The following is a 16,241-nucleotide window of genomic DNA, read 5'->3' on the forward strand; positions in this document are numbered from 1 at the left end:
AGGCATGAGTGAGCAACCTGTCGCTCGATTTTTCAGATAATGCGTTTCAACCTCTGGCCGCCCGTATGCGGCCAGAAAATTTAGCGCAGTACATCGGCCAGCAACACCTGCTGGCTGCGGGGAAACCCTTGCCGCGCGCTATTGAGGCGGGGCATCTGCACTCCATGATCCTCTGGGGGCCACCCGGCACCGGCAAAACAACCCTCGCTGAAGTGATCGCCCGCTATGCTAACGCGGACGTTGAGCGCATCTCGGCGGTTACCTCCGGCGTGAAGGAGATTCGTGAGGCGATCGAGCGCGCGCGGCAAAACCGTAATGCCGGGCGCCGCACCATTCTTTTTGTTGATGAAGTCCACCGCTTCAACAAGAGCCAACAGGATGCGTTTCTGCCGCACATTGAAGACGGCACGATTTTCTTCATCGGCGCAACCACGGAAAACCCGTCGTTTGAGCTGAACTCTGCGCTCCTTTCCCGCGCCCGCGTTTACCTGCTTAAATCCCTGACCACAGAGGATATCGAAAAGGTTCTGACCCAGGCGATGGAGGACAAAGCGCGGGGTTACGGCGGACAGGATATCGTTCTGCCGGACGACACGCGTCGTGCGATCGCTGAACTGGTCAACGGCGATGCGCGTCGGGCGCTGAATACGCTGGAAATGATGGCCGATATGGCCGAAGTGGATGATGCCGGAAAGCGGGTGCTAAAGCAGGAGCTGCTGACCGAAATAGCCGGTGAACGCAGCGCGCGCTTCGATAATAAAGGCGATCGTTTTTACGACCTGATCTCTGCATTACATAAGTCCGTGCGCGGCAGCGCCCCGGATGCGGCGCTCTACTGGTACGCGCGTATCATTACCGCCGGTGGCGATCCGTTATATGTCGCGCGTCGCTGCCTGGCCATCGCGTCAGAAGATGTCGGTAATGCCGATCCACGCGCCATGCAGGTCGCTATTTCCGCCTGGGACTGCTTTACCCGCGTCGGACCCGCGGAAGGTGAGCGTGCCATTGCGCAGGCAATTGTCTATCTGGCCTGCGCGCCGAAAAGTAACGCGGTGTATACCGCCTTCAAAGCGGCGATGTCAGATGCACGTGAACGTCCGGACTACGATGTGCCGGTTCATCTGCGCAATGCGCCAACCAAATTGATGAAAGAGATGGGTTACGGGCAGGAGTATCGCTACGCCCATGATGAACCCAATGCCTACGCCGCCGGGGAAGAGTATTTCCCGCAGGAGATGGCACAAACCCGCTATTATCATCCCACAAACAGAGGTCTTGAGGGTAAGATTGGCGAAAAGCTCGCCTGGCTTGCCGGACAGGATCAAAATAGCCCTATAAAACGCTACCGTTAGTTCAATCGTTGCGGTAATGTTGGCAATATATCTCTGTGGCCGCAGGCTGTGGTCACTTTTTCCTTTTTTAATTCGATAAGCACAGGATAAGCATGCTCGATCCCAATCTGCTGCGTAATGAGCCAGACGCAGTCGCTGAAAAACTGGCACGCCGGGGCTTTAAGCTGGATGTAGATAAGCTGCGCGCTCTTGAAGAGCGTCGTAAAGTTTTGCAGGTACAAACTGAAAATCTGCAAGCAGAGCGTAATTCTCGATCGAAATCCATTGGCCAGGCGAAAGCGCGCGGGGAAGATATTGAGCCATTACGCCTGGAAGTGAACAAACTGGGTGAAGAGCTGGATCAGGCGAAAGCTGAACTGGATGTTCTTCAGGCTGAAATTCGTGATATCGCTCTGGCGATCCCGAACATTCCTGACGACAGCGTGCCTGTCGGCAAAGACGAAAACGACAACGTTGAAGTGAAACGCTGGGGTACGCCTCGCGAGTTTGACTTCGAGGTGCGCGATCACGTCACGCTGGGCGAAATGCACGCGGGCCTGGACTTTGCGGCTGCGGTTAAGCTGACGGGTTCTCGCTTTGTGGTCATGAAAGGTCAAATTGCCCATCTGCATCGCGCTCTGGCGCAGTTCATGCTGGATCTGCACACCGAGCAGCACGGCTACAGCGAAACCTACGTTCCGTATCTGGTTAACCACGATACGCTGTACGGTACCGGCCAGTTGCCGAAATTTGCCGGCGATCTGTTCCACACCCGTCCGTTGGACGAGGAAGCAGACAGCAGCAACTACGCGCTGATCCCAACCGCGGAAGTGCCGCTGACCAACCTCGTGCGTGATGAGATCATCGACGAAGACGATCTGCCAATCAAACTGACCGCGCACTCTCCATGTTTCCGTTCTGAAGCCGGTTCTTACGGTCGCGATACGCGCGGTCTGATCCGTATGCACCAGTTCGATAAAGTTGAGATGGTGCAGATCGTTCGTCCGGAAGAGTCTATGGACGCGCTGGAAGAGATGACCGGTCATGCTGAGAAAGTGCTGGAGCTGCTGGGCCTGCCGTACCGCCGTATGGCGCTGTGCACCGGCGACATGGGCTTCGGTGCCTGCAAAACCTTCGACCTTGAAGTCTGGGTGCCTGCGCAGAACACCTACCGTGAAATCTCCTCCTGCTCCAACGTCTGGGATTTCCAGGCGCGTCGTATGCAGGCGCGTTGCCGCAGCAAATCTGACAAGAAAACCCGTCTGGTTCATACCCTGAACGGTTCTGGTCTTGCAGTAGGCCGTACGCTGGTTGCTGTGCTGGAAAACTACCAGCAGGCTGACGGACGCATTGAGATCCCTGAAGTGCTGCGCCCTTACATGAAAGGCCAGCAGTTCATCGGCTAATTATTTGCTCTAAGACAAAAAAGCGCCTCAGGGCGCTTTTTTTATGCCTCTGATTTGATACGAAGCAATAACCCCTCCCTCTAAAGTAGTAATACTCCTCCGAACGAAAGTCAGCATAAAACACTGATAACCAAAAATATCGTTATACATAAAACTATATAGCGGTATATGCCGCCCTTTATTTCTTTGTGAGCAACCAAAGTGAGTCTTTATGAAAATCAAAGCGCCTGAAGCGTTAATGGCTGCCGAGGTCACTCGCCGTGGGTTGATGAAAACCACGGCAATAGGCGGTCTGGCGGTTGCCAGCAGCGCCTTTACGCTCCCTTTTACCCGTCTGGCGTCGGCGGCGGAGGCTCTGTCTCCCGCTTCAGCCCCGGAAAAAGTGGTGTGGAGTGCCTGTACCGTTAACTGTGGTAGCCGTTGTCCTCTGCGTATGCATGTTGTGGACGGTGAAATCAAATATGTCGAAACAGACAATACCGGCGATGATAACTACGAAGGGTTACATCAGGTTCGTGCCTGTCTGCGTGGCCGTTCAATGCGCCGTCGCGTTTATAACCCGGATCGTCTGAAATACCCAATGAAGCGCGTCGGTAAGCGTGGGGAAGGGAAGTTCGAGCGTATTAGCTGGGACGAAGCCTACGATATTATCGCGACTAACATGCAGCGCCTGATCAAAGAGTATGGCAACGAATCCATCTACCTCAACTACGGCACCGGCACGCTGGGCGGTACCATGACCCGCTCCTGGCCGCCGGGTAAAACGTTGGTGGCGCGCCTGATGAACTGCTGCGGCGGCTATCTCAATCATTACGGCGACTACTCTTCCGCACAGATTGCTGCGGGGCTGAACTACACCTACGGCGGCTGGGCAGACGGTAACAGCCCGTCGGATATCGAAAACAGTAAACTGGTGGTGTTGTTCGGTAACAACCCAGGCGAAACCCGGATGAGCGGCGGTGGGGTAACCTATTATCTTGAGCAGGCGCGCGCCAAATCCAACGCACGTATGATCATCGTCGATCCGCGCTATACCGATACCGGCGCGGGACGTGAAGACGAGTGGATCCCTATTCGCCCTGGTACCGATGCGGCGCTGGTCAATGCGCTGGCGTATGTGATGATCACTGAAAACCTCGTCGATCAGCCGTTCCTTGATAAATACTGCGTGGGTTATGACGAGAAGACCCTGCCAGCCAGCGCACCGGCTAACGGGCATTACAAAGCGTACATTCTTGGTCAGGGCAGCGACGGGGTAGCGAAAACCCCTGAGTGGGCATCCACCATTACCGGCATTCCAGTCGAACGTATTGTTCAGCTGGCCCGTGAAATTGGTTCAGCCAAACCGGCTTATATCAGCCAGGGATGGGGACCACAGCGTCACGCGAACGGCGAAATTGCCACCCGCGCTATTTCTATGCTCTCGATTCTGACTGGCAACGTTGGTATTCACGGCGGTAATAGCGGGGCGCGTGAAGGCTCGTATGAAGTCCCGTTTGAACGTATGCCAACGCTGGATAATCCGGTTCAGACCAGCATCTCCATGTTTATGTGGACGGACGCGATCGAGCGCGGCCCGGAAATGACCGCGCTGCGTGACGGTGTTCGGGGCAAAGATAAGCTGGACGTGCCGATCAAAATGATCTGGAACTACGCCGGTAACTGCCTGATCAACCAGCACTCTGAAATCAACCGCACCCATGAAATTTTGCAGGACGACAAGAAGTGCGAAATGATTGTGGTGATCGACTGCCACATGACCTCATCGGCCAAGTATGCCGATATTCTGCTCCCAGACTGCACTGCGTCTGAGCAGATGGATTTCGCGCTGGACGCCTCCTGCGGCAACATGTCCTATGTGATCTTCACTGACCAGGCCATCAAACCGCGCTTCGAGTGCAAAACCATTTATGAGATGACTTCCGAGCTGGCGAAACGTCTTGGCGTTGAGCAGCAGTTCACTGAAGGACGTACTCAGGAAGGGTGGATGCGCCATCTGCACGAGCTCTCACGCAAAGCCATTCCTGACCTGCCGGACTTCGATACCTTCCGCAAGCAGGGCATGTACAAGCAGCGCGATCCCGAAGGGCATCACGTGGCGTATAAAGCCTTCCGCGACGATCCGCAGGCCAATCCGCTGACCACGCCGTCGGGCAAAATCGAGATCTACTCCGAAGAGCTGGCAAAAATTGCCGCAACGTGGGAATTGCCGGAAGGGGACGTAATCGATCCGCTGCCGATTTATACGCCAGGCTTCGAAAACTACAACGATCCGCTGACGGCGAAATTCCCGCTTCAGTTGACCGGTTTCCACTACAAAGCGCGTGTTCACTCCACCTACGGCAACGTTGACGTACTGAAAGCGGCCTGCCGACAGGAGATGTGGATCAACCCGATGGATGCGAAAGCGCGCGGCATCAGTAATGGCGATCGCGTACGTATCTTCAACGGACGTGGCGAAGTGCATATCGAAGCTAAAGTGACTCCGCGTATGATGCCTGGCGTTGTCGCGCTGGGGGAAGGGGCCTGGTATAACCCGGATGCGAACCGTATCGATCAGGCGGGCTGCATCAACGTTCTCACTACGCAGCGTCCGTCGCCGCTGGCGAAGGGCAACCCATCCCACACAAACCTCGTTCAGGTTGAAAAGGCGTAAGGAGTAACCGATGACAACCCAGTATGGATTTTTTATTGATTCCAGCCGCTGCACCGGGTGCAAAACCTGCGAGCTGGCCTGTAAGGATTACAAAGATCTGACCCCGGACGTCAGCTTCCGGCGTATCTATGAATACGCGGGCGGCGACTGGCAGGAGGACAACGGCGTCTGGCATCAGAATGTCTTCGCCTATTACCTGTCGATTGCCTGCAACCACTGCGAAGATCCGGCCTGCACCAAGGTCTGCCCGAGCGGGGCAATGCACAAGCGCGACGACGGTTTTGTGGTGGTGGACGAGGATGTCTGCATCGGCTGTCGCTACTGCCACATGGCCTGCCCGTACGGCGCGCCGCAGTACAATGCCGCCAAAGGCCACATGACCAAGTGCGACGGCTGCCACAGCCGCGTGGCGGACGGCAAAAAGCCCATCTGCGTCGAATCCTGCCCGCTGCGCGCGCTGGACTTTGGCCCGATTGAAGAGCTGCGCAAAAAACACGGTCAGCTTGCTGCCGTCGCGCCGCTGCCGTCTGCGCACTTCACGAAGCCGTGTATTGTGATTAAACCTAACGCCAACAGCCGTCCGACGGGTGACACCACCGGCTACCTGGCAAACCCGAAGGAGGTGTGAGATGGGAAGTGGATGGCATGAATGGCCGCTGATGATCTTCACGGTCTTTGGGCAGTGCGTGGCGGGCGGGTTTATCGTCCTTGCGCTGGCGCTGTTAAAAGGGAACCTCAATGCTGAACAGCAGCAGCGTTTGGTGTTGAGCATGTTTGGCCTGTGGGTGTTGATGGGCATTGGGTTTATCGCCTCTACGCTGCACCTGGGCTCACCGATGCGCGCGTTTAACTCCCTGAACCGCGTAGGCGCCTCTTCGCTGAGTAACGAGATTGCCAGCGGGGCAATCTTCTTTGCCGTTGGTGGGCTGGGGTGGTTACTGGCAGCGCTGAAAAAGCTGCCTTCAGGGTTACGCGCGTTGTGGCTCATCGTCACCATGGTACTGGGCGTTGTCTTCGTCTGGATGATGGTCCGGGTGTACAACACTATCGATACCGTTCCGACCTGGTACAGCGTCTGGACGCCGATGAGCTTCTTCCTGACCATGTTTATTGGCGGGCCGCTGCTGGGTTATCTGCTGCTGCGTGTGGCTGGTATTAATGGTTGGGCGATGCGCCTGCTGCCCGCGGTCTCGCTGCTGGCGCTGGTAATCAGTACCGTTGTCGCGCTCATGCAGGGAGCGGAGCTGGCGACCATTCACAGCTCTATCCAGCAGGCTTCGGCGTTGGTGCCGGATTACGGTTCGCTGATGGCCTGGCGTGTGGTGCTGCTGACGGCGGCGCTGGTGTGCTGGATTGCCCCTCAGCTTAAAGGTTACTCGCCTGCGCTGCCGTTACTGTCCCTGGCCTTTGTGCTGGTGCTGGCAGGAGAGTTAATTGGTCGCGGCGTATTTTACGGTCTGCATATGACGGTCGGTATGGCTATCGCCAGCTAATTTTAGATTTTGTTATAAAAAGCCGGGACATAGCGCCCGGCTTTTCTTTTTTCATTCATGAAATTTTTCGACTGATGTTTCGTTGTAAAAATTCCCGGAAATAAATAAAAACAAATAGATAATTAATATCAGTAACAGGCTTTGCATTAGCAGGATGAGTTTTTTAAATCGACAAGGCGCATAACGTGCGTGACGCCTGAACCGGTGGATTGACTTTGTTTTTGCCAGTGGCATGATGCCCACGAAATCTGAACTTCCTCACGGTTTTTAATCCATGACCACCTATACCCGCCCGGTGCTTTTGTTGCTCTGTGGCCTGCTTTTGCTGACCCTGGCGATCGCGGTGTTAAACACACTCGTCCCGCTATGGCTCGCCCATGAAAACTTACCGACCTGGCAGGTGGGTATGGTTAGCTCGTCCTTTTTTACGGGCAATCTGCTGGGCACCTTATTAACGGGCAGCCTTATTAAGCGCTTTGGTTTTAACCGCAGTTATTATCTGGCGTCGCTGATCTTTGCCGTCGGCTGCGCCGGTTTAGGCCTCATGGTCGGCTTCTGGAGTTGGATGGTCTGGCGCTTTATTGCGGGCGTCGGCTGCGCCATGATCTGGGTGGTGGTTGAAAGTGCGCTAATGTGCAGCGGAACGTCCCGTAATCGCGGGCGTCTGCTGGCGGCCTATATGATGGTTTACTACGTCGGTACCGTTCTGGGACAGCTGATGGTCAGCAAACTGCCAACCGACCTGATGAGCGTGCTGCCGTGGGTGACGGGCATGGTTCTGGCGGCGATCCTGCCGCTGCTCTTTACCCGCATTGTGAATCAAAACAGCGAGCATCAGGAAGCTACCCACGTCTGGCCGATGCTGAGACTGCGCCAGGCGCGTCTGGGGGTTAACGGCTGCATTATTTCCGGGATTGTGCTGGGCTCGCTCTATGGCCTGATGCCGCTCTATCTTAACCATCAGGGCGTCAGTGATTCCGGGATCGGTTTCTGGATGGCGGTGATGGTCAGCGCGGGGATTGTCGGGCAGTGGCCGATTGGCCGCCTGGCGGACCGCTTTGGTCGTCTGCTGGTGCTGCGCGTCCAGGTTTTCGTGGTCATCATGGGCTGTCTCGCCATGCTCAGCAACGCCGCAATGGCGCCTGCGCTGTTCATTCTGGGAGCTGCGGGCTTTACGCTCTATCCGGTCGCGATGGCCTGGGCCTGTGAGAAAGTTGAGCATCACCAGCTGGTTGCAATGAACCAGGCTTTGTTGCTGAGTTACACCATCGGCAGTTTACTGGGGCCGACTTTTACCGCTATGCTCATGCAAAATTATTCTGATAATCTGCTGTTTATCATGATCGCCAGCGTGTCGTTTATTTATCTGTTAATGCTGCTGCGCAAAGTGGGCGAACATCCAACGCCAGTGGCCCATGCCTGACTTATTAAAAGCCTGTCGATGACAGGCTTTTTTGTCCCTGTCACATATAAGACTTTTACTTATTGTGAGTTTTTACTGCCTGGCGATAATTCAAATGAGTTCTACCACTAAAAGGCAGCAATCATGTCTACTCGTCGTTTTTCCACTACCGCAGTTGCCGTTGTGTTGGCTTTAACGTTTGCAACGGCTCCGGCCATGGCTAATCCAGGAAACGGGAATGGCGGTGGTCACGGAAACGGTGGCGGACAAGGTAATAGCGGCAATCATGGTAACGGGAACGCTGGTAACCATGGTAATAAACACAATAACGGTCAGGATAACCCTGGGAAATCGGATAAGAGCTTTAAAAACAGCAAAGATGTCGGTAATGATGTGGATGCTCGCGTGAGCTTCGATCATGCCCGCCATCTGGCACTGAATTACGGCTTAACAGGCTACGACTCTCTGCCTCCGGGAATTGCGAAAAACCTGGCGCGCGGTAAGCCACTGCCTCCGGGCATTGCGAAGAAAACCGTGCCAGCCGATATGCTGGGTCAGCTTCCTTCCTATCCGGGCTATGAATGGCGCGTGGTAGGTGACGACCTGGTCTTAATTGCGCTGAGTACGGCGATTGTGACTTCCGTTATTAACGGCGTCTTTAAATAGAATATAAAAAGGCCCGGTTTTCACCGGGCCTTTTCGTTAATACATGACCTTGTGGCCATACTGCTCAAGAATACCTTTGACGCGCTCCATCGTCTCTTTTTTCGGCGGCTTCACGCCATCGAGTTTGTACTCTTCACCCATCGCCACCCATTTATGTTTACCCAGCTCGTGATAGGGCAGGAGTTCAATTTTCTCCACGTTACCCATATCCCGGGTAAATTCACCCAGACGATGTGCAGAGTCATCATCATCTGACCAGCCCGGCACCACCACGTAGCGGATCCAGGTCTTGACGCCTTTATTGGCAATGTATTTGGCAAATTCCAGCGTACGGTGGTTTGAAACGCCAACCAGATTCTGGTGGATCTCATCGTTCATCTGCTTGAGATCGAGCATCACCAGATCGGTCACTTCAAGCAGTTCATCAATAACCGGATCATAACGGCGCACAAAGCCGTTGGTGTCGAGGCAGGTATGAATGCCTTCTTTGTGGCAGGCGCGGAACCAGTCGCGCACAAACTCAGCCTGAAGAATGGCTTCACCGCCGGATGCCGTCACGCCACCGCCGGACGCGTTCATGAAGTGGCGATAGGTCACCACCTCTTTCATCAGATCTTCAACGGTGACTTCTTTACCGCCATGGGTGTCCCAGGTGTCACGGTTATGGCAGTACAGGCAGCGCATCAGGCAGCCCTGGAAGAAAGTGATAAAGCGGATCCCCGGGCCATCGACGGTGCCACAGGATTCAAAGGAGTGAATGCGACCAATAATTGACATTGCGGTGATATCTCCGAATTTGGCCCATCCGGGGGCCTATGTAGATGCACAGCTCAAAGGCTATGTCGAGTCTGTTTTGGCTGTTATCCATTAAGTATAGATAGCGGACAAAAGAGACTGATAAAGCGAGGGTGTTAAAAAGGCCCCACTTGCGTGGAGCCTTTATTGTACGCTTTTTAACGCGTGATTTCAGTCAATTCCACTTACATGGACTGAGTGAAAGTACGAGTAATAACGTCCTGCTGCTGTTCTTTCGTCAGGGAGTTAAAACGTACTGCGTAACCAGATACGCGGATGGTCAGCTGAGGATATTTCTCAGGGTGTTCCATCGCGTCGAGCAGCATTTCACGGTTCATCACGTTCACGTTCAGGTGCTGACCACCTTCGATGGACGCTTCGTGGTGGAAGTAACCATCCATCAGACCCGCGAGGTTAGTTTTACGCACTTCGTCGTCTTTACCCAGCGCGTTTGGCACGATAGAGAAGGTGTAAGAGATACCATCTTTCGCGTAAGCAAACGGCAGTTTAGCAACGGAGGTCAGAGAGGCAACCGCACCTTTCTGGTCACGACCGTGCATTGGGTTAGCACCTGGGCCGAATGGCGCGCCAGCACGACGACCGTCTGGGGTGTTACCGGTTTTCTTACCATACACAACGTTAGAGGTGATGGTCAGAACAGACTGAGTCGGGATAGCGTTACGATAGGTAGTGAGTTTCTGAATTTTCTTCATGAAACGTTCTACCAGGTCAACCGCCATGTCATCAACGCGAGCGTCGTTGTTACCAAACTGCGGATATTCGCCTTCGATTTCGAAGTCGATAGCCAGACCATCTTCGTCACGAATTGGTTTAACTTTCGCATATTTGATTGCAGACAGGGAGTCAGCAGCAACGGACAGACCTGCGATACCACACGCCATGGTGCGAACGACGTCACGGTCGTGCAGCGCCATCAGAGAGGCTTCGTAGCTGTACTTGTCGTGCATGTAGTGGATAACGTTCAGCGCGGTCACGTACTGTTTAGCCAGCCAGTCCATGAAGTGGTCCATGCGCTCCATGACTTCGTCATAGTTCAGCACGTCGCCTTTGATCGGTTCAGACTTAGGACCAACCTGCATTTTCAGTTTTTCATCAACGCCGCCGTTGATTGCGTACAGCATGGTTTTCGCCAGGTTTGCACGCGCACCGAAGAACTGCATTTGCTTACCAACAACCATTGGACTTACGCAGCAAGCGATAGCGTAGTCGTCGTTGTTGAAGTCAGGACGCATCAGGTCATCGTTCTCGTATTGCAGAGAAGAGGTGTCGATGGACACTTTAGCGGCGAATTTCTTGAAGTTCAGAGGCAGTTTTTCAGACCACAGAACGGTGATGTTCGGCTCCGGAGAAGGACCCATGGTGTACAGGGTGTTCAGGAAGCGGAAGCTGTTTTTGGTTACCAGAGTACGGCCATCTACGCCCATACCGCCGATAGATTCGGTTGCCCAGATTGGGTCACCAGAGAACAGCTCATCATATTCTGGGGTACGCAGGAAGCGAACCATACGCAGTTTCATGACCAGGTGGTCAATCATTTCCTGAGCGTCTTGTTCGGTGATTTTGCCTGCTTTCAGGTCACGTTCGATGTACGCATCCAGGAAGGTGGATACGCGGCCGAAGGACATTGCTGCACCGTTCTGAGACTTAACAGCGGCCAGGTAGCCGAAGTAGGTCCACTGGATAGCTTCCTGAGCGTTGGTTGCAGGACCAGAGATATCGCAGCCGTATTTAGCCGCCATCTCTTTGATCTGACCCAGCGCACGGTGCTGTTCAGCGATCTCTTCACGCAGACGGATAGTCGCTTCCAGGTTTACGCCGTTTTCCAGGTCAGACTGGAGAGAGACGAACTGTGCGTATTTGTCTTTCATCAGGAAGTCGATACCGTACAGCGCAACGCGACGGTAGTCACCGATGATACGGCCACGGCCATAGGCATCTGGCAGACCGGTCAGAACGCCAGATTTACGGCAGTTCAGAATGTCTTTGGTGTAAACATCGAATACGCCCTGGTTATGGGTTTTACGGTATTCGGTGAAGATTTTTTTCAGCATTGGGTCCAGCTCGCGGTTATACGCTTTGCAGGAACCTTCAACCATTTTGATACCACCGAACGGGATGATTGCGCGTTTCAGTGGTGCTTCAGTTTGCAGACCAACGATTTTCTCAAGGGCTTTGTTGATGTAGCCAGCATCGTGAGAAGTGATGGTAGAAGCAACGGAGGTGTCAAAATCAACTGGCGCGTGAGTGCGGTTTTCCAGTTTAACGCCTTCCATTACGCTGTCCCACAGCTTGGTGGTTGCGTCAGTCGCACCAGCCAGGAAGGATTCGTCACCTTCATACGGGGTATAGTTTTTCTGAATGAAGTCACGGACGTTGACTTCATTCTGCCAGTCACCTTTCGTAAAACCTTCCCAGGCTGTGGCTAACTTTTCATTAAGCTCGGACATGTAACACCTACCTTCTTAAGTGGATTTTTTATTTACTGCCTGAGACAACCATTAATGATGATCGCCGCCACGCAGGTAAATGACCCAGTATGTCAACCCAACTAACAGACCCCCACCGATAATGTTCCCGATAGTGACGGGGATCAGGTTATCAGTAATGAAGTTCATAATAGTCAGGTGTGAAAAACTTTCCGGGGTTGAACCTACAGCAGTCCAGAACTCCGGGCTTGCAAAGTTGCGGATAACAATCCCCATCGGGATCATGAACATATTCGCAATACTGTGCTCAAAGCCGCTGGCAACAAACATCGCAACCGGCAGAACCATAATCATGGCTTTATCCATCAGGCTACGACCAGAGTAGCTCATCCAGACCGCCAGGCAGACCATCAGGTTTGCGAGGATGCCGAGAGCAACAGCTTCGATAAATGTATGGTGCATTTTGTGGTCGGCGGTTTGCAGGACGTTAAGCCCCCAGCCGCCGTTGGCGGTCATATACTCGCCAGAGAGCCACATCAACAGAACAAAGAGCAGACAGCCAATCAGGTTGCCAACGTAAACGTTGAGCCAGTTGCGCCCCAGTTGACCCCAGGTAATTCTTCCGCTGGCTTTTGCCACCACAATCAGCACCGTTGAGGTGAAGAGGTCGGCGCCGCAGATGACGCAGAGAATCAGGCCCAGTGAGAAGCAGATACCACCAATCAGTTTCGCTATGCCGAAAGGCATCCCGGCAGTGCCGGTGGTGGCTGTGATATAGAAGACGAAAGCGATGGAGATGAACACCCCAGCCGTAATGGCCAGAAAGAACGTCGTCATCGGATGTTTCGTGGCTTTGTAGACACCCGCTTCTTCGGCAACTTTCGCCATCGCAGCGGGGAGTAATAGATCAAAAGGGTTGTCAGCTTTCACACTAACTCTCTCTTTATTAAGTCGGCGACGAGATACTAACAAAGCATTATAGAAGAGAAATTGATATAGATCATATCTCGCCTGGCTTATAGGCCCGCAGTGTGTATGGTTTTACAGCAAAAGCGGAGTAAGTATTTGATTATCCGTATAAAAATAAATTTTAAAAGTTATGAAAAGAGTTGAATTTTTTCCTTCAGCCTCCCGTGGAACAGTTAATTAAAATGGAGTATTTATTATAATTAGTAACAGTAAAGCTCAGGTAAGCGTTTTTATATTTACCCGTGGTTAACTTAATTATTACAATTAAACGTCATTGCGGAAAAATAAAAAAAAGGGGCAATGAAATTGCCCCGTAATATAGCTCAGGCGATTGAATACGCCTACAGCCATTAATGTTATATGCGCTTATTTTGACCAGTAAGCGGCTTTTGCCTTCTGCAATTTTTCATACGCATTCAGCAGTGACTGATGCGCCGGGAAGGCTTTCAGATCGCTGTCAACCGCTTGCAGGCCGTAGAATGGTTCTTCACCGCTCAGCGCCGCGCTGGCAGCTTCAACGGCATCCGCACCGTACATACGTACAAAGGCGTTCAGATACTGCAATGGCTCGCGGTCGTCTTCCTGAGAAAGCAGGAGCAGCGTTTGCAGGCAACGGTAATAGTTAGTGCGCTCGGCGGAGAAGACGGACTGGTTAAACTCCATCGTCCACTCGGTCCAGGCCAAAGCCTGATCCAGATCGCCGCCCGCCAGCGCCAGCATCGCTTTCAGCTCGCCGATGCGCAGGGTGTACCAGCCATTATCTTTTCCGGTCGCCAGACCCAGCAGTTCGCGCACGCGGGTGAAATCATCGTGTCCTTCTTCGTCCAGCTGGGCGATCAGGTTCAGATAATCTTCTTTATCCCACTCGCTGCCTGGCAGGGCCAGCAGGGTTTCACGCAGATGTGCGCCCATGCTGTTGTTCGCCAGCCATAAATCTTCTGCCGGATAAATGTCCGACATACCTGGCACAATAATACGGCACGCGTAAACACCGAGGTGTTCATAGTCGGCAATGTAGACTTCCTGATCTTCCGCGTTGAAGATCGCCATCAGGGTGGCGAATTCTTCTTCCGTCGTACCGGCAAAGCTCCAGTCCACGAACGGATAGTCCGCGTCCTGTTTGAACATATCCCAGGAGATCAAACCGCTGGAGTCGATGAAGTGCGTTTCGAGGTTGGTGTGCTCGGCGACTTCTTCGTCATCAAAGGTTGGCGGAGTAAAGACATCGAGATCTTTCAGGCTACGACCTTGCAGCAGTTCGGTTACGGTACGCTCCAACGCCACGCCGAAGTCCGGGTGCGCGCCGAAGGAGGCGAAACAGGTGCCATTTGCCGGGTTGAACAGTACCACGCAGATAACCGGATATTTGCCGCCCAGAGAGCCGTCATAAGCAAAGATTGGGAAACCTTCTGCTTCCAGTTTGGCGATGGATTCCACCACGCCCGGGTAGCGCGCCAGCACGTCAGCCGGGATCTCCGGCAGGCTGATGGTTTCAGCAATAATGCGGTTTTTGATATGACGTTCGAAAACTTCAGACAATCCCTGCACGCGCGCTTCGTTGCGGGTATTACCGGCAGACATGCCGTTAGACACATACAGGTTGCCGACGATGTTCATCGGGATATAAACGGTCTGCTCGTCAGACTGACGGGTGAACGGCAGGGCGCAGATCCCACGATCCTCATTGCCGGATTGCAGGTCGATCAACATGCTGCCGGTCAGTTCGTTTTCCGGATCGTAGAACGTGCGCAGGCGGGCATCGAGAATGCCTTCCGGCAGTTCATCGTTTTCGGTCAGCGGGAACCATTTTTCGTTCGGATAGTGAACGAACGGACCGTTGGCAATGGTTTCGCCCAGCCAGAAGTCGGCGAAGAAGTAGTTGGTGGACAGACGCTCAAAATACTCACCCAGCGCAGAGGCCAGCGCCGCTTTTTTGGTCGCGCCTTTACCGTTGGTAAAGCACAGCGCACAGTCTTTATCGCGAATATGCACGGACCAGACGTGAGGCACCGGATTCAGCCAGGAGGCTTCTTCGATATTAAAGCCCAGGTCGGTCAGTTTCTGCTGGAAGCGAGCGATGGAATCTTCCAGAGCGGCGTCTTTGCCGGGGATAAACGTTTGAGTCATGGCGTTCACTTTTATCGTACGTAAAGCGCGCAATGATACGGGTTTTGCGTGACGGGTGCTATCTCCGGCGAAAATAAATGGCTGGACTATGCTTATAAGCAGTAACCTACTGTTAAGGCATAGAAAAATGAAAGCTTTCGATCTCCAGCGGATGGCGTTTGATAAAGTCCCTCCTGAGTTTTTAGGCGAAGTAGCGCTGCGCAGCCTGTACACCTTTGTACTCGTTTTCCTGTTTCTGAAAATCACCGGACGTCGCGGCGTGCGGCAGATGTCGCTGTTTGAAGTGCTGATCATCCTGACGCTGGGGTCGGCGGCAGGGGACGTTGCCTTTTATGACGATGTGCCGATGGTGCCGGTCTTTATCGTCTTCGTGACGCTTGCACTGCTGTACCGGCTGGTCATGTGGCTGATGTCGAAAAGTGAGAAACTGGAAGATCTGCTCGAAGGGAAGCCGGTGGTGATTGTCGAAGATGGTCAACTGGCCTGGGAGAATGTGCAAAGCGCCAATATGACGGAGTTTGAGTTCTTTATGGAACTCCGTTTGAGCAGCGTTGAGCAACTGGGGCAGGTGCGTCTGGCGATTATGGAAACGAATGGTCAAATCAGCGTCTATTACTATTCCGACGATGAGGTGAAGCCCGGCCTGTGCATCCTGCCGGATATGCTCATCGAGCGATACAAAACTGTACCTGAAGCGGGCGAGTACGCCTGCATAAAATGTAGTCATGTCGTGGTTATGCAGGCGGGCGATCATCAATTATGCCCCCGCTGTACGAATCCAGAATGGACGAAGGTTAGCCGGGCTAAACGTAACACCTGACAGCGATTTTGTCGGTTTTGTGACAACGGTACGGCAGATTGTATTGTGTGACGAGGGGCACATTTCTTCGGCCATCAGTTTTAGACATTGCGGCGCGTGTCACTGAATGATAAAACCGATATCCACAGT

General features: G+C 53.4%; 12 protein-coding genes. 8 read left to right on the forward strand and 4 right to left on the reverse strand.

Annotated elements, in window-relative coordinates; genetic code table 11:
- Positions 1-8 precede the first annotated feature (8 nt).
- The 7 genes from rarA to RS584_RS07475 all read left to right on the forward strand — a co-directional run bounded on the left by rarA (position 9) and on the right by RS584_RS07475 (position 8,954).
- Positions 9-1,352, forward strand: a complete 1,344-nt coding sequence (gene rarA / locus RS584_RS07445; protein ID WP_006809396.1) for a replication-associated recombination protein RarA — start codon at positions 9-11, stop codon at positions 1,350-1,352.
- A 92-nt stretch (positions 1,353-1,444) separates the two neighbouring features.
- Positions 1,445-2,737, forward strand: coding sequence for a serine--tRNA ligase (serS, locus tag RS584_RS07450; protein ID WP_003858266.1), 1,293 nt, complete (start codon positions 1,445-1,447; stop codon positions 2,735-2,737).
- 211 nt (positions 2,738-2,948) lie between these two features.
- Positions 2,949-5,393, forward strand: a complete 2,445-nt coding sequence (gene dmsA, locus RS584_RS07455; protein WP_015570977.1) for a dimethylsulfoxide reductase subunit A — start codon at positions 2,949-2,951, stop codon at positions 5,391-5,393.
- A gap of 10 nt (positions 5,394-5,403) precedes the next feature.
- Positions 5,404-6,021 carry a DMSO/selenate family reductase complex B subunit gene (locus tag RS584_RS07460; RefSeq protein WP_315749199.1) on the forward strand — a complete coding sequence of 206 codons (618 nt, stop codon included), beginning with the start codon at positions 5,404-5,406 and terminating at the stop codon, positions 6,019-6,021.
- A 1-nt stretch (position 6,022) separates the two neighbouring features.
- On the forward strand, positions 6,023-6,886 hold the full coding sequence (locus RS584_RS07465) for a dimethyl sulfoxide reductase anchor subunit family protein (protein WP_017384834.1): 864 nt from the start codon (positions 6,023-6,025) through the stop codon (positions 6,884-6,886).
- Between the two features lie 274 nt (positions 6,887-7,160).
- Complete coding sequence (locus RS584_RS07470; protein ID WP_003858254.1) at positions 7,161-8,309, forward strand: MFS transporter; 1,149 nt, start codon at positions 7,161-7,163, stop codon at positions 8,307-8,309.
- 123 nt (positions 8,310-8,432) lie between these two features.
- Positions 8,433-8,954 carry an anti-virulence regulator CigR family protein gene (locus tag RS584_RS07475; protein ID WP_045341496.1) on the forward strand — a complete coding sequence of 174 codons (522 nt, stop codon included), beginning with the start codon at positions 8,433-8,435 and terminating at the stop codon, positions 8,952-8,954.
- A gap of 36 nt (positions 8,955-8,990) precedes the next feature.
- Here the strand turns inward: RS584_RS07475 and pflA are convergent, their stop codons facing one another.
- The 4 genes from pflA to ycaO all read right to left on the reverse strand — a co-directional run bounded on the left by pflA (position 8,991) and on the right by ycaO (position 15,292).
- Positions 8,991-9,731, reverse strand: coding sequence for a pyruvate formate lyase 1-activating protein (pflA, locus tag RS584_RS07480; protein WP_003858250.1), 741 nt, complete (start codon positions 9,729-9,731; stop codon positions 8,991-8,993).
- Between the two features lie 203 nt (positions 9,732-9,934).
- Positions 9,935-12,217 carry a formate C-acetyltransferase gene (gene pflB / locus RS584_RS07485; protein ID WP_015570975.1) on the reverse strand — a complete coding sequence of 761 codons (2,283 nt, stop codon included), beginning with the start codon at positions 12,215-12,217 and terminating at the stop codon, positions 9,935-9,937.
- A 51-nt stretch (positions 12,218-12,268) separates the two neighbouring features.
- Positions 12,269-13,126 carry a formate transporter FocA gene (focA, locus tag RS584_RS07490; protein WP_017384832.1) on the reverse strand — a complete coding sequence of 286 codons (858 nt, stop codon included), beginning with the start codon at positions 13,124-13,126 and terminating at the stop codon, positions 12,269-12,271.
- 405 nt (positions 13,127-13,531) lie between these two features.
- A complete protein-coding gene (ycaO, locus tag RS584_RS07495) occupies positions 13,532-15,292 on the reverse strand; it encodes a 30S ribosomal protein S12 methylthiotransferase accessory factor YcaO (RefSeq protein WP_315749202.1) in 1,761 nt (586 codons plus the stop codon).
- Between the two features lie 127 nt (positions 15,293-15,419).
- Between ycaO and RS584_RS07500 the strand changes: the two genes are divergently transcribed.
- Positions 15,420-16,112 carry a DUF421 domain-containing protein gene (locus RS584_RS07500; protein WP_017693700.1) on the forward strand — a complete coding sequence of 231 codons (693 nt, stop codon included), beginning with the start codon at positions 15,420-15,422 and terminating at the stop codon, positions 16,110-16,112.
- Positions 16,113-16,241: the final 129 nt, after the last annotated feature.

Source organism: Enterobacter sp. DTU_2021_1002640_1_SI_PRY_ASU_LCPMC_013, assembly GCF_032389435.1.
Classification (GTDB): Bacteria; Pseudomonadota; Gammaproteobacteria; order Enterobacterales; family Enterobacteriaceae; genus Enterobacter; species Enterobacter hormaechei_C.